This window comes from Novosphingobium ginsenosidimutans, assembly GCF_007954425.1.
GTDB classification, from domain to species: Bacteria; Pseudomonadota; Alphaproteobacteria; order Sphingomonadales; family Sphingomonadaceae; genus Novosphingobium; species Novosphingobium ginsenosidimutans.
On the sequence record NZ_CP042345.1, the window covers coordinates 1735578 to 1756549 of the forward strand.

18 protein-coding genes are annotated in these 20972 nt (G+C 64.2%); 5 read left to right on the forward strand and 13 right to left on the reverse strand.

Going from position 1 to position 20972, the window contains the following annotated elements:
* Nucleotides 1-31: 31 nt before the first annotated feature.
* From FRF71_RS08675 to hflK, 3 genes are all read right to left on the reverse strand, one after another.
* Nucleotides 32-1549 (reverse strand): Do family serine endopeptidase, encoded by a 1518-nt coding sequence (locus FRF71_RS08675; RefSeq protein WP_192899996.1) that lies wholly within the window; start codon nt 1547-1549, stop codon nt 32-34.
* Between the two features lie 102 nt (nt 1550-1651).
* Complete coding sequence (gene hflC / locus FRF71_RS08680) at nt 1652-2500, reverse strand: protease modulator HflC (RefSeq protein ID WP_192899997.1); 849 nt, start codon at nt 2498-2500, stop codon at nt 1652-1654.
* Complete coding sequence (hflK, locus tag FRF71_RS08685; protein ID WP_238339154.1) at nt 2500-3654, reverse strand: protease modulator HflK; 1155 nt, start codon at nt 3652-3654, stop codon at nt 2500-2502. Before hflK ends, hflC begins: the two co-directional genes overlap by 1 nt.
* Before the next feature lie 291 nt (nt 3655-3945).
* On the opposite strand from hflK, the gene FRF71_RS08690 reads away from it, so the two are divergent.
* From FRF71_RS08690 to FRF71_RS08705, 4 genes are read left to right on the forward strand one after another with little or no spacing between them, the layout of a single operon-like run.
* Nucleotides 3946-4710 (forward strand): Mrp/NBP35 family ATP-binding protein, encoded by a 765-nt coding sequence (locus FRF71_RS08690; protein WP_192900057.1) that lies wholly within the window; start codon nt 3946-3948, stop codon nt 4708-4710.
* Complete coding sequence (locus FRF71_RS08695) at nt 4710-6974, forward strand: molybdopterin cofactor-binding domain-containing protein (protein WP_147090284.1); 2265 nt, start codon at nt 4710-4712, stop codon at nt 6972-6974. The genes FRF71_RS08690 and FRF71_RS08695 overlap by 1 nt, the downstream gene beginning before the upstream one ends.
* Nucleotides 6971-7984 carry a ferrochelatase gene (hemH, locus tag FRF71_RS08700; RefSeq protein WP_147090285.1) on the forward strand — a complete coding sequence of 338 codons (1014 nt, stop codon included), beginning with the start codon at nt 6971-6973 and terminating at the stop codon, nt 7982-7984. Before FRF71_RS08695 ends, hemH begins: the two co-directional genes overlap by 4 nt.
* Before the next feature lie 48 nt (nt 7985-8032).
* A complete protein-coding gene (locus FRF71_RS08705; RefSeq protein ID WP_147090286.1) occupies nt 8033-9409 on the forward strand; it encodes a cytochrome P450 in 1377 nt (458 codons plus the stop codon).
* Here the strand turns inward: FRF71_RS08705 and cueR are convergent.
* The 5 genes from cueR to serS form a co-directional block, all read right to left on the reverse strand.
* The gene (cueR, locus tag FRF71_RS08710; protein WP_147090287.1) at nt 9406-9792 is read right to left on the reverse strand and encodes a Cu(I)-responsive transcriptional regulator; all 387 of its coding nucleotides are present in this window, start codon (nt 9790-9792) and stop codon (nt 9406-9408) included. The genes FRF71_RS08705 and cueR overlap by 4 nt on opposite strands.
* Nucleotides 9789-12134, reverse strand: coding sequence for a heavy metal translocating P-type ATPase (locus FRF71_RS08715; RefSeq protein WP_147090288.1), 2346 nt, complete (start codon nt 12132-12134; stop codon nt 9789-9791). Before FRF71_RS08715 ends, cueR begins: the two co-directional genes overlap by 4 nt.
* 82 nt (nt 12135-12216) lie before the next feature.
* Nucleotides 12217-13083 (reverse strand): M23 family metallopeptidase, encoded by an 867-nt coding sequence (locus FRF71_RS08720; RefSeq protein ID WP_147090289.1) that lies wholly within the window; start codon nt 13081-13083, stop codon nt 12217-12219.
* Nucleotides 13083-13844 (reverse strand): 5'/3'-nucleotidase SurE, encoded by a 762-nt coding sequence (gene surE, locus FRF71_RS08725; RefSeq protein ID WP_147090290.1) that lies wholly within the window; start codon nt 13842-13844, stop codon nt 13083-13085. The genes FRF71_RS08720 and surE overlap by 1 nt, the downstream gene beginning before the upstream one ends.
* Entirely contained in the window at nt 13844-15121 is a 1278-nt protein-coding gene (gene serS, locus FRF71_RS08730) for a serine--tRNA ligase (RefSeq protein WP_147090291.1), read from the reverse strand. Before serS ends, surE begins: the two co-directional genes overlap by 1 nt.
* A gap of 291 nt (nt 15122-15412) precedes the next feature.
* Here serS and FRF71_RS08735 point away from each other — a divergent pair, with 291 nt between their 5' ends.
* Nucleotides 15413-15868 (forward strand): response regulator transcription factor, encoded by a 456-nt coding sequence (locus tag FRF71_RS08735; RefSeq protein ID WP_192899998.1) that lies wholly within the window; start codon nt 15413-15415, stop codon nt 15866-15868.
* Here FRF71_RS08735 and FRF71_RS08740 read toward each other — a convergent pair.
* From FRF71_RS08740 to FRF71_RS08760, 5 genes are all read right to left on the reverse strand, one after another.
* Nucleotides 15858-17276 (reverse strand): putative bifunctional diguanylate cyclase/phosphodiesterase, encoded by a 1419-nt coding sequence (locus FRF71_RS08740; protein ID WP_147090293.1) that lies wholly within the window; start codon nt 17274-17276, stop codon nt 15858-15860. The genes FRF71_RS08735 and FRF71_RS08740 overlap by 11 nt on opposite strands.
* Before the next feature lie 9 nt (nt 17277-17285).
* Nucleotides 17286-17915 carry a GAF domain-containing protein gene (locus tag FRF71_RS08745; protein WP_147090294.1) on the reverse strand — a complete coding sequence of 210 codons (630 nt, stop codon included), beginning with the start codon at nt 17913-17915 and terminating at the stop codon, nt 17286-17288.
* Entirely contained in the window at nt 17915-18448 is a 534-nt protein-coding gene (locus FRF71_RS08750; RefSeq protein WP_147090295.1) for a heme NO-binding domain-containing protein, read from the reverse strand. Before FRF71_RS08750 ends, FRF71_RS08745 begins: the two co-directional genes overlap by 1 nt.
* 134 nt (nt 18449-18582) lie before the next feature.
* Complete coding sequence (locus tag FRF71_RS08755; protein ID WP_161597920.1) at nt 18583-19782, reverse strand: sensor histidine kinase; 1200 nt, start codon at nt 19780-19782, stop codon at nt 18583-18585.
* A gap of 298 nt (nt 19783-20080) precedes the next feature.
* Nucleotides 20081-20824, reverse strand: a complete 744-nt coding sequence (locus FRF71_RS08760) for an outer membrane protein (RefSeq protein WP_147090297.1) — start codon at nt 20822-20824, stop codon at nt 20081-20083.
* Nucleotides 20825-20972: the final 148 nt, after the last annotated feature.

Below are 20972 nucleotides of genomic sequence, written 5' to 3' on the forward strand. Positions count from 1 at the left end.
GGGGTTTCCTGTTTCAGTGGTGAAGAATCGCTCAGCGCAGACGGACCGGCAGGTAGGCAGCGGGCTGGCCGCGACGCTGGACGCGCAGCAGCACGGCGGCGCGGTTTTCGGCCTTGGCACTGCGGATGATCGCTTCCAGATCGGCCACGGTCAGCACGTCGCGGTAGTTGGCTGACAGGATCACGTCGCCCCGCTGCAGGCCCTTGGCGCCGGCATCGGACGAGCCATCGACCACCGAGATCACCAGCCCGCGGGTATCAGCAGGCAAGCCGATCTGGCCGGCGATCTGCGGGGTCATCGGCAGCACCGACAGGCCCAGCGCGCGTTCGGCCAGGCCTTCGCCCTGCTTTTCCGGGGCGCGGTTGAAGCGGTCATCCTGGTCCGGCGTGCCTGGGGCGAAGGTCTGCTTGGCCAGCTCTTCCTCGCTTGGCCGCTTGCCGACCGTGGCGGTCAGCGTCATGCGCTTGCCGTTGCGGATCACTTCGATCGGGATGCGCTTGCCCGGCGCCGTATTGGCGACGATGAACGACAAGGTGTTGTCCGGCGAGACTTCCTGGCCATCAACCTTGACCACCACGTCACCCGGCTGAAGGCCGGCACTCGCGGCAGCCTGGCCCGGCTGGACGGTCTGGACCAGTTCACCGCGGTTGCGGGCAAGGCCCAGCGAATCCGCCACGTCTTCGGTCACCGGCACGATCTGGACGCCCAGGTAACCGCGCTCGATCGCCTGGCCGCGCATCAGCTTGTCGACGATCGGCGAGGCAATATCGGCGGGAATGGCAAAGCCGATCCCAACATTGCCGCCAGTGGGCGAGAAGATCGCATTGTTGATGCCGATCACGTTGCCCTTCATGTCGAACAGCGGACCGCCGGAGTTGCCGCGGTTGATCGAGGCATCGGTCTGGATGTAGCGGCTGGCACCCGAAGAACGGTGGACCGCCGAAACGATGCCCGAAGTGACCGTGCCGCCCAGACCGAACGGATTGCCAATGGCGATCACCCAGTCACCAACGCGGGCAGCTTCGCTGTTGCCGAACTTGACGAAGGGCAGGGTCTTGCCGGCATCGATCTTGAGCACGGCCAGGTCCGACTGTGCATCGCGGCCGATCAGGCGGGCGGTGTGTTCGCTCCCGTCGCTCAGCGTAACGGTGATCGATTGCACTTCGCCTTGGCCATCGGCGGTGATCACGTGGTTGTTGGTCACTACATAGCCATCGGCAGAGATGATGAAGCCCGAACCGAGCGACTGGGCTTCGCGCGTCGTGGCCCCGCCGCCGCCGCCGCCGAAGAGGTCTTCGAACGGCGTCCCGGCAAAGGGGTTGCCATTGGCAACGCGGACCCGCTGGCGGGTGGCGATGTTCACCACCGCAGGCTGTAATTGCTGGGTCAGCTCGGCAAAGCTGGCCGGCGCGCCGGCCCGGGGGACCATGGCTTCCATCCGGGCGGCATCGTTTTGCGCCACCTGGGCCCCGGCGGGAATGCCAGTCAGCACCGAAACGGCCGCACCGCCAACCAGCAGCGCACTCGTTACTCCATAGGCGTATCGCACGTGTTGAGCTTCCTCTTCAAAATCGTCTCACCCGGCAAGGGGCGCACCGTGGATTCAATCTGCGCCGCCTGAACGGGAATTGAATGATTCCACCAACGTCATTCAGCGCCCTTTGAACTGCCGCAGGTATTCGTTGTCGGGCGACAGGATAATCGTGCTGCTGCCCTTGTTGGCCTGGTTGGCGAAGGTCGCGTCATAGCTCTTCATCGCGCGGTAGAAGTCATAGAAAGCTGGATCCTTGCCGAATGCGGCGGCGTAGATCTGGGTCGCGCGGGCCTCGGCTTCCGACGTGATCAGCTGGGCCTGCTTCTGGCCCTGGGCCTGAATCGTGGTCGCTTCCTGCTCGCGCGCGGCCTGCATCCGGGCAAAGGCGGATTCGAGTGCGCCGGCCGGCAGGTCAGCCCGCTGGATCCGCACGTCGATCACCTGGGCGCCATATTCACGCGCCTGCTTGTCCAGATTTTCCTTGATCCGGATCATCGCTGCGCCGCGTTCGGCATTGAGCAGCGACTGGAAGGTGCGCTTGCCCAATTCCTGGCGCAGGACCGAGGTCATGATTGGCTGGAGCTGGCTCATGACCCGGTCGGTCGAACCGGCGGTCTTCACCATCTTGACCGGATCGATCACGCGGAAGCGGGCATAGGCTGTTACTTCGAGCCGGAGCTGGTCGGTCGAAAGCACGGTCTGCCGCTCCATCGGGAACGAGAGCAGACGCTTGTCGATCCAGACGAGCTGTTCGACAAAGGGGATGCGCCAGCTGATCCCGGCACCGGTGCTGCCAAACTCCTGGTTGGGCTTGAAGGCGTTGATCTTGCGGACCGGTTCACCCAGCCGCACCACCACCACCTGCTGGGTTTCGGGCACGATCACGACCGAAGACATTGCCACCAGCACGGCAGCGATGCCGGCAAGGACCAGCGCCTTGTTGCGTTGCCACAGGTCGGTCAGCATCACTGGCCTCCCGCAGCAGGCGCTTCCTGCGCGCGGCGGCGCAGTTCGGGCAGGGGCAGGTAAGGCGTTACGCCATTGGCTTCGACCACGACCTTGTCATTGGCAGACAGCACGCGTTCCATTGTTTCGTAATACATCCGCCGCTTGGTCACCTCGGGGGCCAGCTTGTATTCGGCATAGACTTTGTCAAAGGCTGCGGCTTCGCCCTCGGCGCGGGCCAGGGTCTGCTGCGCCCAGGCCTGGGCGTTGTTCTTGTCACGCTCGGCCAGCTGCTGGGCAACGTTGACCTTCTGGAAGGCGTCGGCAACCTTTTCGGGCGGGTCGGCCTTCTTGATATCGACCCCGATCACGTTGACCCCGGCACGGTAGGCATCAAGGATGTCCTGCATCCGCCGGCGGGTGTTGGCTTCAAGCTGACCGCGGCCGGTGCCATCCCAAACGGCCTTCAACGGCACTTCGGCCACCGAGAGGCGCATGGCGGCCTCGGCCACGTCGCGGACGGTGTTCTGCGGATCGGTTGAAGCGAAAGTGAACTGCTCCAGGTTCTTGATGTTCCAGCGCACCTGGTACGAAAGGTCGATCAGGTTCTGGTCGCTGGTCAGCACCAGATTCTCACCCTCGCCCTCAGGGATCACGTCATTGGTGACCGAGGTGACATCGCGGGTCTGGACCGTCTGGAACGGCCACGGGAAGGTGAAGTTCACGCCCGAACCAATCGTGTGGCTGTACTTGCCAAAGGTCGTGACGATCCCCTGCTCCTTGGGGCTGAGCTGGTGGGTAGAGCTGCTGAACAGCCACAGTAGCGCGATGCTGCCCGCGACCAGGGGCCACCAGCTCTTGCCGTTGGCGCGCGGCGGGAGCGAGGGGAAGCCGCCGCCGCCGCCACCGCCACCGGGTCCCTTGCGCTTGGAACGGAAGATATCCTCGATATTGGGCGAGCGGCGTTCCCCGCCGGTGTAATCGTCTGGCTTGAGCCACGGGTTGCGCGGTCCCGGCGTGCCGGCGGGATCGCCGCCTGGCGCACCATCGCCCGGCGGGGGCGCGGGCGGCTCATCGCCTCCGCTGCCGCCAGCATTGTTTCCGTTGCCCCACGGGCTCTTGCGCCCTGCCATGGCCAGCCACTGGCCCGGCCTGAAACTGCCAATTCCACTCATGGACCTCGTTATAGGAAGTGCTGGACCAAAAAACAGGGTCTCGCTGCGCTTTTTCCTTGCTAGGGGGCTGGTCGAAGCAAACGGAGCCCTATCTTGAGCGATAATGATGCCTTGAAGTCCCTGTTGCCCCCGCTCGCCCAGGCCCGGCTGCAGTCTTTGCGGCTGGCCGATGGCACCGCGACAGTGATCCTCGACGCCAGCGGATTCGACGGGATCGAGCGAGACCGACTGGAAGCGGCAATCAAGGAAGCGCTTGCTGCCGCGCCGGGGGTGAGCGAAGTGCGTGTGGCGATGATGGCGGACAAGCCGCGGCGCCGGATCATCGCGGTCGGCTCGGGCAAGGGCGGCGTCGGCAAGTCGACCGTTTCGGCCAACCTCGCGGTCGCCCTGGCCCGGCTCGGGCGCAAGGTCGGACTGGTCGATGCCGACATCTACGGGCCTTCCCAGCCGCGCCTGCTGGGGACTGAGGGCAAACGCCCCGATGCCCGCGAAAAGCAGCTGATCCCGGTACCGACCGCATTCGGGCTTGGGGTCCTCTCGATGGGCAACCTGATCGAACCCGGCAAGGCGATTGCCTGGCGTGGGCCGATGGCGGGCAATGCCCTGGGCCAGCTGGTCGATGCCGATTGGGGCGCGGCCGAGATTCTGGTGGTCGATCTGCCGCCCGGCACCGGCGATGTGCAGCTGACCATGCTTCAGCGCCACAAGCCCGCCGGCGCCGTGATCGTTTCGACCCCGCAGGACCTGGCGCTGATCGACGCAACCCGGGCGATGCAACTGTTTGAGGCCGGCCAGGTCCCGGTCATCGGGCTGGTCGAGAACATGGCCGGCTATGTCTGCCCACATTGCGGCGAGGTATCCGATCCGTTCGGCCGGGGCGGGGCCGAGGCTGAGGCGGCGCGGCTCGGTCACGCCTTCCTGGGCCGCATCCCGCTCGATATGATGATCCGCCAGGCAAGTGATGCCGGCGTACCGCCTGCGGCCGGCGATGGTCCGCAGGCCGAAGCCTTCCTCGCGCTGGCCCGGCGCGTCGCGACCTGGCTGGACAACAGCTGATGCAGCTCTCGCGGCGGGGCATTCTGATCGGAACCGGCACGGCCGGCGGCCTGCTGGTCGCCTGGGCGCTGCTGCCGCGCCGCTTCGATCCGCCGCTGGCCGCAGGCGAGGGCGAGCACACCTTCAATGCCTGGCTCAGGATCGGCCAGGATGGCGTGGTCACGGTGGCTGTGCCCGATCTGGAGATGGGGCAGGGCATTTCGACGCTGATCGCGCAGATCGTTGCGGTTGAGCTGGGCGCAGACTGGCGCCAGATCGCGGTCGAGCCGGCGCCGGTCAGCGGCGCCTATGCCAATGCACCGCTCGCCGCCGCATGGCGCAGCCTGTGGATGCCGCTCGCCCCGGACCTGGCCGCAGGCGAGGATAGCGTGCTGGCGAAGCGGTTTGGCGAGCGTGAGGCCTTCATGGTCACCGCCGATGGCTCCAGCCTCGCCGCGCACGAAGCTGCTGCCCGCGCGGCTGCCGCAGCGGCCCGCGCGATGTTGACCATGGCCGCGGCCGAGCGCTGGGACGTGGCCTGGGAAGAGTGCGAGGCGCAGGGCGGCTTCGTGACCCACGGCAAGCAGAAGGCCAGCTTTGCCGAGCTGGTGGAAGAGGCAACCGGCTTTGATCCGCCCGATCCGCCGGTGCTGCGTCCGGCTGCGGCGGCAGAGCGCGCGGTCGATCAGCCCGAAGGCGCTCGCCCCGCTTTCCCCCGGCTCGACCTGCCAGCCAAGGTCGATGGCGGCTATATCTTTGCTGGCGACGTTCGCTTGCCCGACATGGTCTTTGCCGCGATCCGCCACGCACCTTTGGGCGAGGCCAAGTTAGGCACTTATGCTGCAAAAAATGCTGCAGGCGTGAAAGGCATGCTGCGGCTAGTTGAAGGGCCGGATTGGCTGGCTGCGGTGGCGCGTGACTGGTGGTCGGCTGAACGCGCTTTGACGCTGATTGCGCCCAATTTTGCTGCGCAGCAAAAATCCGATAGCGCCGCGATCGAAAGGCTGCTCGGCGAAGCGCTGCGGACCGGCGATGGCAGCATCATTGCCGAGAACGGCGATGCCGCCATGCTGCACGCGCCGTTTGATCATGCGCGGCTCTATCGCATCGCCCCAGCGCTCCACGCCCCGCTCGAAACTGCGAGCGCGACGGCACGCATCAGCGATGACAAGATCGAGCTGTGGATCGCCAGCCAGGCGCCGCAGGCAACCCGCAAGGCGGTGGCAGACGCGCTCGGACGCGCGCTTGATCAGGTGGTGCTTTACCCGGCGCCAGCCGGGGGCAGCTTCGATGCCCGGCTCGATACGCCGCATGCAGTCGAAGCTGCGATCATCGCCCGCGAGGTGGGCAAGCCGGTGCAACTGACCTGGTCACGCTGGCAGGAAGCGGTGCGCGACCTGCCTCGGGCTCCAGCCCAGGCAGCGCTGGTGGCCAAGACCGCGCAGGACGGGTCGCTGGCTGCGCTCAAGGTTCGGGTTGCCATGCCGGCGACCACGGCCGAGTTCGGCGCGCGGCTGTTCGAGGGCGCCGATCCGCTGGCCGCCCGCGCCGCGCAAGATCGGGCCGACCCGCTGGCGATGGCCGGCTGCATTCCGCCCTACACTATCCCGCACCTGGTGGTGGAGCATGTGCCGGTTGCCCTGCCGCTTTCGACCGGGCGACTGCGTGGCAACGCCGCTGCGCTCGGCTGTTTCCTGATCGAGACTTTCGTCGATGAATTGGCGGCGCGCTCGGGCCGCGAAGGGCTGTCCTATCGCATGGCTATGCTTGGGCAGGACATTCGCCTTGCCACCTGCCTGCAACGCGCCGCGACGCTCGCCGAATGGAGTGGCGGGCGCGGTGGCTCGGGTCAGGGTCTGGCCTGCCACCGCATGATGCTGAATGACCGTGCCGGCCGGATCGCGCTGGTCGCCTCGGCCCGTCGCGACGAGCGCGGGATCCGGGTCGACAAGCTGACTGCCGTACTGGACATCGGCCGGGTGGTGAACCTCGACATTGCCCGCCAGCAGGTGGAGGGCGGGCTGCTGTTCGGTCTGGGCCTGGTGCGGGGGCAGACCACGGCCTATGCCGATGGCCTACCGCTGTCCGGTCGGCTAAGCCAGCTAGGCCTGCCGCTGCTGGCCGATTGCCCGGAGATCGACGTGGAATTCATGGAAGGCAATGCACCGCCCTTCGATCCGGGCGAGCTGGGCGTGGCCGTGGCCGCCCCGGCAATCGCCAATGCGCTCTTTTCGGCGGGCAATACCCGCGCCCATGCCTTGCCGCTTACCGGGGAATTCGGATGAACCTGCCTGCCGGCCACCCTTTTGTTATCGCACCGCGCGTCGGCGTGCTGCTGGTCAACCTGGGCACGCCCGATGCACCCACGCCCAAGGCGGTGCGGCGCTACCTCAAGGAATTCCTGTCCGATCCGCGCGTGGTCGAGATTCCCAAGCTGGTCTGGTGGCCAATCCTCAACGGCCTCATTCTCAATGTCCGGCCCAAGCAATCGGCCCATGCCTATGCCCAGGTCTGGGGCCCGGATGGCTCGCCGCTGGCGACGATTACCAAGGCTCAGGCCGAAGGGCTGCAGACGCAGTTGGGTAATGGGATCATGGTCCGCTGGGCCATGCGTTATGGCAATCCGGCGATGGGGCCCGTGCTGGCCGAGATGAAAGCGGCGGGCTGCGAGCGGATCCTGGTTGCGCCGCTCTATCCGCAGTACTCGGCCGCCACGACCGCCACTGCGATCGACGAACTGGGCCGGCAGCTGACCGCAATGCGCTGGCAGCCCAGCACCCGCACCCTGCCGCCCTATTACGACGATCCGCTCCATGTAGCCGCGCTGCGCGATGATCTGGCCCGGCAGCTGCGGGCCTTGCCCTTCGTGCCCGAAGTGCTGCTGCTGTCATTCCACGGCATGCCCGAACGCACGCTGCACATGGGCGATCCCTACCACTGCCAGTGCCGCAAGACCGCGCGGCTGGTCGGCGAGGCGCTGGCGGCGGACTTCCCCGGCCTGCGGATCGAGACCAGCTTCCAGTCGCGCTTTGGCCGCGCCAAGTGGCTGGAGCCCTATACCGAAGACACGCTTACGGCGCTGGCCAAGGGCGGGGTCACGCGGCTCGCCATCGCGGCACCGGGTTTCTCGGCCGACTGCCTAGAAACGCGCGAGGAACTGGCGATCCGCGGACGCGAGGTGTTCGAGGAAGCCGGGGGGCTTGAATTTGCCGCGCTCGATTGCCTTAATACATCGGATGCGGGGATGGCCATGCTCGAGGCGCTGGTGCGGCGCGAGCTTGGGGGATGGATTTAATCGTTCGATTAAGTTACATCGCTGTCAGTAACGCCAAGAGGACCCCCAATGGCCACGCTTGCCCCTGATGCCCCCAAGTTCACCCACTGGAACCAGTCCCAGCCCAAGGACGCGCTGGCCCACATTCCCGGTGAGGATGGCTGGCCAATCCTAGGGAATACGCTGCAACTGCTGGCCGACCCATCTGGCTTCGGCAATCGGATGCGCGCCAAATATGGCGATATCTATCGCAACAACAGCTTCGGCCGGCGCGGTGTTGTCATGTTCGGCGCTGATGCCAACGAGCTGGTGCTGTTCGATCGCGACAAGATTTTCTCGTCCGAACAGGGCTGGGGGCCGGTGCTGGACCTGCTGTTCCCGCGCGGGCTGATGCTGCTCGATTTCGATCACCACCGCGCCGATCGCCGCGCGCTGTCGATCGCCTTCAAACCCGGGCCGATGCGGCACTATTCGGGCGCGCTCAACGCCGGGATTTCCGCCCGGGCCGAGGAATGGCGCGGGCAGTCGATCCTGTTCTATCCGGCAATCAAGCAGCTGACGCTCGATCTCGCGGCGGACAGCTTCCTGGGCGTGCCGCTGGGTCCCGAAGCCGATGCGATCAATAAGGCCTTTGTCGACATGGTCCAGGCCTCGATCGGCGTGGTCCGCAAGCCGCTGCCGTTCACGGCGATGGGCCGCGGCGTCGCGGGGCGCAAGTTCCTGCTCGATTACTTCACCCGCGAAACGCTGAAGCGGCGTGAGGCGGGCGGCGGGCAGGACATGTTCAGCCAGTTCGCCACCGCCACGCGCGAGGACGGATCGCTGTTGCCGGTCGACGAGGTGGTCGATCACATGATCTTCCTGATGATGGCAGCGCATGACACGATCACCAGCTCGGCCACTTCGCTGGTCTGGCTGCTGGCCAAGAATCCCGAATGGCAGGACAAGCTGCGCGCCGAAATCCTGGCTGTCACCGGGGGAGAAGGACGGCCACTGTCCTATGACGATCTTGGCAAGCTTGAGCTGACCGAGATGGCCTTCAAGGAAGCGTTGCGGCTGATCCCGCCCGTCCCTTCATTGCCGCGCCGCGCGCTCAAGGATTTCACGTTCAAGGGCGTGCGTGTGCCCGCTGGTACCCCCGTCGGCATCAGTCCGGCGGCGGTGCACATGGAAGAAGAACACTGGCCCGAACCGACGAAGTTCGATCCGCTGCGCTTCACCCCCGAACAGGTAGCGGGGCGCCACAAGTACGCCTGGGTCCCGTTCGGCGGCGGGGCGCACATGTGTCTGGGGCTGCACTTTGCCTATATGCAGGTGAAGATCCTGCTGGCCCACCTGCTGAGCCGCTACCAGATCGAGATCGCGCCGGGTTACGCGCCGGAGTGGCAGCCTTGGCCAATTCCCAAGCCCAAGGACGGTCTGAAAGTCACGTTCAAGCCGCTTTAGTCCTCCAGCCGCTGGAGGATAGGGCAGTCCGGGCGATCATCGCCATGGCATTGCCGCGCGAGGTCCAGCAAGGTCTGGCGCATCGCCTCCAGCGCCTGGGCCTTGCGGCCAAGCTCTTCGGCATGGGCCAGCGCCAGGCTGCGCACCTCGCTGCTGGCGCGGTCCTGGTCGGACCATAGGGCCAGCAGCTTCGCGATCTCGCTGATCGCAAAGCCCAGATCGCGGGCATTGGCGATGAAGCGCAGGCGGTGAACATCGGCCTCGCTATAATCGCGATAGCCGCTGTCACGCCGCGCCGCACCCGGGATCAGCCCGATCTGCTCGTAGTGGCGGATCATGCGCTGAGAGACGCCGCTGGCGCGGGATGCTGCACCGATGTTCACAGCCTTACTCCATTCAACCGCAGCGCGTTGCTAACCACGCTGACCGAGGACAGGGCCATCGCGGCTGCCGCAATCATCGGCGAAAGCAGCAGCCCGAAGACCGGGTAAAGCAAGCCTGCCGCCACCGGCACGCCCGCCGCGTTGTAGGCAAAGGCAAAGACCAGGTTCTGGCGGATATTCGCCATCGTTGCCCGGCTAAGCCGCCGCGCCCGGACAATCCCGCCCAGGTCGCCCTGGAGCAGGGTAACGCCGGCGCTTTCGATCGCGATGTCTGATCCGGTGCTCATGGCGATGCCGACATCGGCGGCCGCCAGCGCGGGGGCATCGTTCACGCCGTCACCGGCCATGGCGACGATCCGGCCCTCGGCACGCAGGCGCGCAACCACCGCGCCCTTTTCGTCGGGCAGGACTTCGGCCTCAACCTCGCCGATGCCCAGCTTGGCGGCAATCGCCTCGGCCGTGGTGCGGTTGTCACCGGTTAGCATCACGATCCGCAGGCCTTCCTGCTGCAGCGCGGCCAGCGCGGCGGGCGTGGTCGGCTTGATCGGATCGGCGATCGCGATGATCCCCGCCGGCTGGCCGTCCACGCCGACGAAGATCGCCGTCGCGCCATCGCGGCGGCGCTGTTCGGCCGTCGCGGCAAAGGCCTTGGTGGCCACGCCCTGCTCGCGCAGGAAGGCGGCATTGCCCAACACGACCCGCTGGCCATAAACCGTGCCGATTGCGCCGCGCCCAGTCGGCGAATCGAAGTCGGTCACCTCGGGCAGGGCGATGCCCCGCTGCCGCGCTGCCGCGACAATCGCCTGGGCCAGCGGATGCTCGGACGCACGCTCAACCGCGGCGGCCAGACGGAGCAGCTGCTCGTCAGACTGGCCCGGCACCGGCACGATCGCGGTCACCGCCGGGTGGCCTTCGGTGAGGGTGCCGGTCTTGTCGACCACCAGGGTATCGACCTTCTCCAGCCGTTCGAGCGCCTCGGCATTGCGGATCAACACGCCTTGTCCGGCGCCGCGGCCGATGCCGACCATGATCGACATTGGCGTGGCCAGCCCCAGGGCACAGGGACAGGCGATGATCAGCACAGCCACCGCCGCGACCAGGCCGTGGGCAAAGCGCGGCTCCGGCCCCCACAGCGACCAGCCCAGGAAGGCCAGCACGGCAACCGCGATCACCGCCGGGACAAACCAGCCCGCGACCTGATCGGCCATGCGCTGGATCGGTGCGCGCGAGCGCTGTGCTTCGGCGACCATCTGGACGATCCGCGACAGCATCGTATCGCGGCCGACCTTGGTGGCCGTGATCACCAGCGCGCCGGTCTGGTTCAAGGTTCCGCCGATGACCGTATCGCCCTTTGCCTTGGCAACCGGCATGGCTTCACCGGTGACCATGGCTTCATCAAGCGCGGAGCGGCCATCTTCGACCGTGCCATCGACGGGAACCTTTTCGCCCGGCCGAACGCGCAGACGGTCACCGACCATGATCTGTTCCAGCGGAACTTCCTCGTCCTCGCCGCCGGGCAGCATGCGCCGGGCAGTCTTGGGCGCGACGTTGAGCAGCGCCTTGATCGCCCCCGAGGTCCGCTCACGCGCCCGCAGTTCAAGCACCTGGCCCAGGAGCACGAGCACCGTGATTACCGCCGCGGCTTCGAAATAGACACCGACAGTTCCATCGGCGGCGCGAAAGGCCGGCGGGAACAGGCCCGGCGCGAGCGTGGCAACAATGCTGTAGGTCCAGGCCACCCCGGTCCCCATGGCAATCAGCGTGAACATGTTGAGGTGGCGGGTCTTGAGCGAGGCCCAGCCGCGTTCGAAGAACGGCCACCCGGCCCACAGCACCACCGGCGTGGCGAGCACGAGCTGGATCCAGATCGAGCGCTCCATCGGCACCAGGTGATGCAAGGCGGGGAACAGGTGGCTGCCCATTTCCAGCGCGAAGACAGGCAAAGCCAGGACCAGGGCGATCCAGAACCGGCGGGTCATGTCGGCCAGTTCTGGGCTGGGCCCACTGTCGGCCGTCACCAGTTCCGGCTCCAGCGCCATGCCGCAGATCGGGCAGGGCCCCGCGTGATCCTGCCGCACTTCGGGGTGCATCGGACAGGTCCACATGGTCCCCTCCGGCACGGCCATTTCGGGCTGCGGCTCAAGGTAGCGCTGCGGATCGTCGATGAACTTGGCCCGGCAGCCGGCGCTGCAGAAATGCCAGTCCTGCCCATCGAACTGGGCGTGGTGCGGGGTGGTGCGCGGATCGACCGTCATCCCGCAAACGGGATCGTGGACCATGTGGCCCTGGTGGTCGTCAGCCACATGATCGTGACCATTGTGGCAATGGTGGTGTTGCGTCATTTCTATCGACTCCTGCGATGACGCCGGGCCTTTTGGACCTTCACATCATGTCAGGGTCAAGCGCTTTGTTTGCAGGGTCCGGTTAGTCGGCCTTTGGCAGGTACTTGACCGGATCGAGCGCCACCCGATTGCGCCGGACCTCGAAGTGGAGCTGCGGTTCGGTGGCGAGGCCGGTCTTGCCGACCAGCCCGACTCGCTCACCAGCCTTGACCTTGTCGCCGTCTTTTACGGTGATCTTGTCGAGGAACGAATAGGTCGTGGTCCAGCGGCCGCCGTGATGGATGATCACCGTCAGGCCATATTCCTTGGGCCCCTGGGCGGCATAGATCACCGTCCCGGCGGCGGCGGCGCGGGCGGCGGTGCCTTTGTCTGCCTTGATGTCGATGCCGTCATGGAAGGCCTTGTCACCGCCCCGGGCCGCGAAGGCGCGGTTGATCTCACCCTTGACCGGCCAGGCGAACCGCGCAGGCGGCTGGGCGAGGGTCTTGGGCGCGCCGGGCGCAGGGCCGGGATCGGGCGCCAGTTTCGGCGAAGCGCTGGGCGCGGGGCTGGCGGCCACCTCGACCGGCTGCGGGGCCTTGGTGATCGTCGGTATCACCAGCTTCTGCCCAGCCCTGACCGGCTTCTTCGGATCGATCCCGTTGGCTGCGGCGATGGCCGACCAGGCCACGCCATAGTCAAGCGCGATGCCAAGGCCGGTCTCGTCCTCCTTGACGGTATGGGTGCGGCGGCGGGGGATGATCAGCTTCTGCCCGGAACGGACAGTATAGGGGGCTTTCAGGCCATTTGCCTCGATGATCAAGACCCGCGGCACTTCGACGCGGTTGGCAATGCCGCCCAGCGTTTCGCCCGGCTTCACGACATATTCGGTGGCAGCCTTGGGATCGTCATCTGCCAGCAGCGGAGCGGCCAGAACCGCCAGGGCCAGTGCAAGACCGGCCTGCCGCATCAGGCGAAGCGTCCCGCAAGCTCTGCCAGCGAAGCCTCGTGCGTCAAGTCAAGCTGCAAGGGAGTTACTGCCACAAAGCCATCCTGGATTGCCTCAAGATCGGTCGCATGGCCGGGGGTATGTTCTATCCCGTCCAGGCCAAACCAGAAATAGCGGTAGCCGCGCGGGTCCATGCCTTCGACGATGGTGCCGCGCGAATAGTCGTGGAATCCCTGGCGGACGACGCGGATACCCTGGACCTTGTCGGCCGGCAGCGCGGGGAAATTGACGTTGACCAGCGTGCGCGGCGCAAACGGCAGGTCGAGCAGCGGGGCGATGACCTTGGCTCCCCAGGCCTCGGCGGCGCCGAACGGCACGGCATCGCCCATGCCCTCGCTGGCATAGACCTGGCTCAGCGCAATTGAGCGGATGCCGGCCAGCGCCCCTTCGATCGCGGCGGAGACGGTGCCCGAATAGGTCACGTCATCGCCCAGATTGGCGCCGCGATTGACGCCCGACAGGATCAGGTCAGGCGCCTGCGGCATAACCTCGCGCAGGCCCATCATCACGGCATCGGTCGGCGTGCCGGAAACCGAAAAGCGCCGCTCTTCATGCTGGCGCAGCCGCACCGGGCGCGAGAGGGTGAGCGAATGCCCCGCGCCGGACTGCTCCTCGGCCGGGGCTACGATCCAGATATCGTCCGAGAACTGCCGCGCAATGGCTTCCAGCACGGTCAGGCCGGGGGCGAAAATGCCGTCATCGTTGGTCAGAAGAATGCGCATCAGGCCGGCACCAGCCGGTCGATCCCGCCCATGTAGGGCAGCAAGGCCGCCGGCACTTCGACCGAACCATCCTCTTGCTGGTAGTTTTCCAGCACGGCCACCAAGGTGCGGCCAACCGCCAGGCCCGAGCCATTGAGCGTGTGGACGAATTCAGGCTTGGCCTTTTCCTCGGCGCGGAAGCGCGCGTTCATCCGCCGCGCCTGGAAATCGCCGCAGTTGGAGATCGAGCTGATCTCGCGGTAGGCGTTCTGGCCGGGTAGCCAGACCTCAAGGTCAAAAGTCTTCTTCGCGGTGAAGCCCATATCGCCGGCGCAGAGCAGGACCTTGCGATAGGGCAGCTCCAGCGCCTGCAGGATCGATTCGGCGGCCGCCGTCATCCGCTCATGCTCGGCCTCGGATTGGTCGGGCGCGCAGATTGTGACCAGCTCAACCTTCTCGAACTGGTGCTGGCGGATATAGCCCCGGGTATCCTTGCCGGCCGCCCCGGCTTCGGAGCGGAAGCACGGCGTCAGCGCGGTCAGGCGCAGCGGCAGGGTAGCGCCGTCGAGGATCTGCTCGCGCACCGAATTGGTCAGCGATACCTCGGCGGTGGGGATCAGCCAGCGGCCATCGGTGGTCTGGAAATTGTCTTCAGCAAATTTGGGCAGCTGACCAGTGCCGAACAGCGATTCCTCGCGGACGAGCAGCGGGGTGGCGCATTCCAAATGGCCGTTCTCGCTGGTCTGCTTGTCCAGCATGAACTGGCCCAGCGCGCGCTGCAGCCGCGCCATCTGCCCGCGCAGGAAGGTGAAACGCGCGCCAGAGATCGCCGCGCCGGTTTCGAAATCGAGGCCAAGCGTTGGGCCCAGATCGGCGTGCTCCTTGGGTGCGAAGTTGAACTGGCGCGGCGTGCCCCACCGGCTCACTTCGACGTTCTGCGCCTCGTCCTCGCCATCGGGCACGGCCGGATCGGGCAGGTTGGGGTAGGCAGCGAGTGCCTCCTGCAGTTCGGCCGAAAGCTCGCGGTCTTCCTGCTCCAGCTTGGGCAGGGTGTTCTTGATTTCGGCCACTTCGGCTTTCAGCCGCTCGGCCTCATCCTTGTCGCCGCGGCCCATGGCAGCGCCGATCAGTTTCGAGGCCTCGTTGCGGCGGTTCTGCGCCTCCTGCATCGCCGTCGCCACCGCGCGCCGCGCCGTGTCGAGTGCCAGGATCGAACCCGAAACGGCATCAACCCCCCGGCGGGCGAGGGCGGCATCGAAGGCGGCGGGATCGTCGCGGATCAGGCGGATGTCATGCATAGCGCAGGCGCTATGCCCGCCAAATGCCGTGGCATCAAGGTAGGGGGGAAATGGTGGGCGCGGCCGGGACTAAACCCGCGCCGCCGCCCGTGTAAGCGGTGAGCCCGCCTTGGGTTCGGCAGATTAGAGCGAACGATGGGGTGACTGGGAAGGTTGGGGACAAGAACGCCGGGATAAGTAGTGCTACCAGGTGCCCTTAAAATTTCTTGCTAACCAAAATTTAACATCACCCATTTTGTGATCGGCAACGCAATCGGGAGCAGGTTCTGGATCCGCTCTTGAGGTATGAGAATGTCGGATCAAGACTGCCCTGCGCCACCACTCGTTGAACTGACAGCCAAGCAGAAGGAGGCGGTCAGGCTGCTGGTAGACTGCCATTCGAACAAGGAAATTGCGCGTCTTCTTAACATCTCGCCGTCGACGGTTGAGCAACGCCTGGCGACTGTGCGGCGAAAGTACGGCCTGCTGTCGCGGCGAGAGGTGCAACGCTATTTCCGGCAATCGGATCTCGCCAAGCTCGAGGATGTCTTCATTCAGACCTCTGAAGCACAAGTCGCGCTGCCAGATACAGGTACCGGCGAAATAGGGCCAAAGACATCGGAGCCGGAAACGTTGGCAATGGGCCAGGCTCCATCGAGAGTATGGGTACCGGTTCTGAGCATCAGCCTTGGCTTTCTGCTCGGATTGGCAACCACGGTGCTGGCTTCACTCTTTGGTGTGGTGCTTGCTGATCATATCATACGATAGCCTGGCCGCGCACCACACCAGATCGGGCTAGCCCGGTCGAGCCATGGCAAGTGCTGGCCAAGAGCATGTCCAGTGCCTCGGCCGCCGGTACTGCGCGGCTGTATAAGAAGCCCTGGCCCAGCACGCAGCCTCCGTCAGCCAAGCGGGCTGCCTGTGCTTCATTCTCGATACCTTCAGCGATGACCTGCATCTCGGCCACATTGGCGATCTTGAGCACCGCCTCAACAATGCTCCAGTTCAACTTGGATTGCGCATCGGAAACGAAGGATCGGTCGATCTTGATGGCATCGAAAGACAGGGCCTGAAGATGGCTAAATGACGAATAGCCGGTCCCGAAATCGTCCAGACTGATCCGGACACCCATCGCCTGAAGCTGCTTCGTTATCAGAGCGGCCATGTCGCGGTTAGCAATCGCGGCATGCTCGGTCACTTCAATGATGAGAGAACGCGGGTCGACACCGGTCTCGCAAACTATCGCCTGCACCTGGTTGGCAAAGTCCGGCTGGAGAAACTGGCAGGGAGTGACATTGACGCTGATATGAAAGGGGGCAGCTTGCGGGCATTCGCGTCGCCACTTCGCGGAAGTATTGCAGGCTTCACGCAACACCCAGCTGCTGAACGCGTTCATCAGCCCGGCGTCTTGAATGCCGGGGAGAAACTCGTCGGGCATGACCAAGGCATCGCCGCGCTGCCAGCGCACCAATGCCTCAAATCCGACCACTGCATTACGGGCGATATTGACGATCGGCTGGAAATGCAGGCGGAACTGGCCCTCGATCATCGCCGATCTTAGCTCGGCTTCGAGCGCAATTCGCGACAGGGCCGTGCTTCGAAGTGTCTGGTCAAATGTTACTGTTTGGGCTGTGCCAGAGGCTTTGGCCTCATACATCGCCAGATCGGCATCGCGAACGAGGTCCGCCGAATTCGCGTAGCTTCCATCGTTGTGGGCAATCCCTAAACTGGCGGCACAGTGTACCTTTCTGCCGTCAATCATGTGCGCAGGTGCCAGGCAGTCATGAATATCGGCCGCAAGCTTGGAGGCGATCTCCGTGTGGTCTTGTGCCTCAATGAGAATCGCAAATTCATCGCCGCCTATCCGCGCCAGCAGCACTTTGGTTCGGGAACCATAGGTGCGCGTTTCAGGGCTGGCCGAGATGACCCCGCTGATTCGGGATGTCATGGCAACAAGGAGTTGATCGCCAGCAACGTGACCGAATGCATCGTTCACCAGCTTGAAGCCATCAAGGTCGATGTAAATGACCGAGACCCGGGCTGAATTGCTCGGTTGGCTTTGCAAAAAGGCCTCTTCGATCGCTCGCTCGAACAATGCGCGATTTGGCAGATCTGTCAGCGGATCATGCAACGCGTTCTTGAGGAGCTTTTCCTCATTGCTTCTGCGTTTGAACACCCGTCCGATTTACGTTCCGATCTGGGTGAGAGTTTCCAGGAGCTGGGGGTCAGGCTTGACCTCGGAACGGGCAAAAAACTCCATCGCCGCGACCAATTCCTGCCCCTGGAGGATCGGGACGGAATAGCTCGAGCGGAGGTTGCACCGCGCTGCCTCTTCACTACGCCGGCAGCCATAGTTCGCCGTCAAGTCGGCGGTCCACACTGCAGCCTTGTCGATCAGCAGCTTGCCGGGGATGGACGAGCACGGCCAAGCGACGAAGCGATTGGAAAGCTCTGCAAAAGCGAACATCTTGTCTGGTTGCGGGGCATGCCAGAGTTCCGTTCCTATAAGGCGGACGTCCTCGTCGCGGCGATCGACCAGAAGGACATGGGCAAAGTCCCAGTCATATGTCCTCAGGATCTCGGCAATTGCAAATTGGAGCGACTCCATTGGGTCAGTGCTGCAGTTGGCAGCATCGGCAATCCTGCAGAGCAGCTCGAAACGTTGGGTCGCTAGGTATGCTTCTCGTAGACCACGTTCTGCGATGGCCTCTGACTTTAGCCGGATCTGTCGCTCCCGCTCCAGCCGCCGCTCCAGCCGTTCACAGCGTTGCTGTGCCGACAGCTCAAATTGCGAAGCGTCGGGCTGCGCGCTCATCAGTGCCAGGTTGCAACTAGCTGACACACAGCGGCACCATCGTGCATGCAGCTTGGCTGCTCGAGGGTGATGGTTTCATTATAGTGGGCAGCCACCCCTTCGACAAAACCATGGGCGAGGTCGCAGAGCTTGCGAGGGGAGGTATATCCGAGGCTTAATGTTCCGGGCGCCTCGACAAAATGGAAATGCGGACAGGACGCGCCTGAGTACAGCTTGCGGACTTCAGGGTGGATGATGGTGTTGACGGACAGGATGAGACTGCGCGCGTCGGGCGCGTCATCGAAGAATTTCGGATAGCGCTGCGCCAGTTTGGGCAGCGCCTGCACCCCGAACCAGTGCAGCAAGCTACGGACCGGGGTGCCCGTTAACTGGGATGCTGCCTCGACGAGCGCAACCAATTGAGCGTCGGGATAGCTTCCCAGCGATGTGTATATCCCATCACTTTCCGCTGCCTCTAGCAGGTCATCCCAGACTGCATCCCCGTGGTGCTCACACACAACCTCTTCGAGCAAATTGAAGATTATGCCCTTCACAGCACGGCCCTTGTCAGTTCATCGATTCCAGCCAGCGCTATGCTTACCCCGCATGAAGCTTGGGCGTTCGGCGCCTTACGGACAGGTACGTAGAACGGGATTTAGCTCTCTCAACCAACCCGTCCGGGCCGCTATCAGGTAGAGGAGGCATTCAAGGTCAAGACAAAGGCAGCACCGCTGCGCCAGCGCCGGTCTAACTCGAGTGAGCCATTCATCAGCTCTGCCATGCGCCGAGCCGAGGCAAGCCCAAGTCCGAAGCCACCCGGGCTCGAATCTGATCGATTGCCCTGGACATAGTCCTCAAACACACGGTCTGTGTCGGCGTCGAGCAGCCCAAGGCCATCATCGATGACCCACAGCTGGACCTGGCCATTCCGCCGCGTGACGCCAATCAGTACCCGGGTTCCGCCCGAGTGCTGGATCGCGTTGCAGACTAGGTTGCTGAGGATCCGGGAAACCAGGCGAGGGTCGCAAAGACCGATCTGGCGGGTAGGAACAGTTATGAGCTGAATCTGTGCGGCAATCGCCAAAGCACTTTGTTCGATAACGGCGTCCCGAACAATTGCACCCAGATCAGCTCTTTCAATACGAGCGCGTTCCGCGCCGGATTCAAGACGCAGATGCTCCAGCATCCCCTGAAGCAGGGCCCGGGTTGAAGCGAAGGCTTGCTGGGCTCCAGCCACTGCCGCCTCACGCGCGGGCCCGTCGGCGCTGCTTATCGCGTGCTCGAAATACAAGCTGGCAGCCATCAGCGGCTGCTGCAGATCGTGGGAAGCCGAAGCGATGAAGCGGGTCTTGGCATCACGCTCGCTCCGAACCAGCGTTAAGGCGGCTTCAAGCGTTGCTGCTGCGCGCCAGATCTGCTGGCGGATCAGCACGAGTGCCACGCCTTCCATGACCAGAAATCCCGCCAAAGGCAGCGCGTAAGGCAGTCTGTAAACCAGGGTGAACACGGTCATCGATCCAACCACCGCGATCGATCCGAAAACCGAGACGAGATCGGCATTGAGGATGATCACCATGGCAATGAACCACATGCACAGTAGGACCATCAGAAAACGCAGCACATCGTCTGCCGGCGGCATCAGAATCCAGACGCTTGTCGCGATGCCGATACAGAATGCGATCGATGAAACCTGCCCCATTCTCAACCAGAACAGGCGGCCCCGTGCCCGCCGAACTTTCGGGATCGTGGAGCTGACAAAGGTGCCAGACAGAAAGGCGACGCAGCCGTACATATAGGCCAACCAGGGATTGAGCAGGCCAGGCCTAACCAGCCCGGCAAACTCGGCCCTGATGAATAGCAGCACGGTGCACATCACCGTAATTGCCACGATCGACGGAACGGCCCTTTTGAATGCTTTCGGCAAGCCGCCTGAGCTCTCGATGCCAGGCAATGAGAGTAAAGCAGGGACTGAACGTACTGTGGAACTAAGCTGTCTTGGCGGGGGCATCACAAACCTGGGCTGATCCGACCGCGCCAGTCTCTGCGAATCGTTGCGGCGATGATTGAACGGCACAGCAGATCAATTCAATCGCAATCGGACCAACGGTAATCTCGGTTAAGGTCTGCCGCAGGCGGGGTCGCGCCCGCCTGCGGCAGTTCTTGCACCAGCAGGTGCAGGAACGGGGTCAGAACATAACGCGCAATCCGACTTGAACACTGTCGGTCTTGAGCTTGCTAACGCGGAACCCGCTCGCGTTATCGTAAGCGATTTCGGTGTTGGAAACCTCGCGGTGCCGATAGTCAGCGGTAATGGCGAAGGCTGAGGATAGCTGGACCGCGACACCAGCGCCCAGCTGCCAGGCGAACTTGCCCTTGCCCTCTCCGTCAACTTCGAATCCGCTGATGCCCAGACCGCCACCCGCATAGGGAACGATGCTGCCGCCGATCGGCAGGTCGAGCCAAAGATTGCCCATCGCGGACAACTGGCGGACACGCGAACCGGGAATCGTAAAGGTATTGCCGGTGCCACCGCAAGTGTCTGCTTCAAGATAGTCGCACACATCGGCCCGTTCGGCTGCTGAAAGAGTGGTAGCCGTGCCGTTCAAACCGATCAGGGTCAGGCTGCTGATGTTGTGCCGGCCGTACTGGATCTCGAGATCGGTGCGGATCGTGCCAAAGTCATAACCGATCGTGCCGCCAAATGTTGTGGCACTCTTGGTGTCCAACGAAGCATTGGCAGTATCAGTTGGGCCGGCGCCTCCGAAAGTCCCACCAACGTCATAGTAGGTGATCGTAGGATCGCTGAGACTTGCACTGCCGACATTGACCGCGACATAGAGCCCCTTGTCATCCGCATCTGCGGCCTGGGCGGCCGTGGCCATGCTGGATGCAATCGCCGTCGCCGCGACAGTTCTAAAAAATGCCCTCATAAAAACTCCCGATTCCGTTTGACCAAGCGCACCCCCTGTGGATGCCTAAGGCCCTAGGATCGTTAGCGATGCTGACGGTCATGCCTATCAGCCTCATGGCTCATCCGAATGGATGATCCATTTGGGGGAGATTGACGGCAGGCCCGCA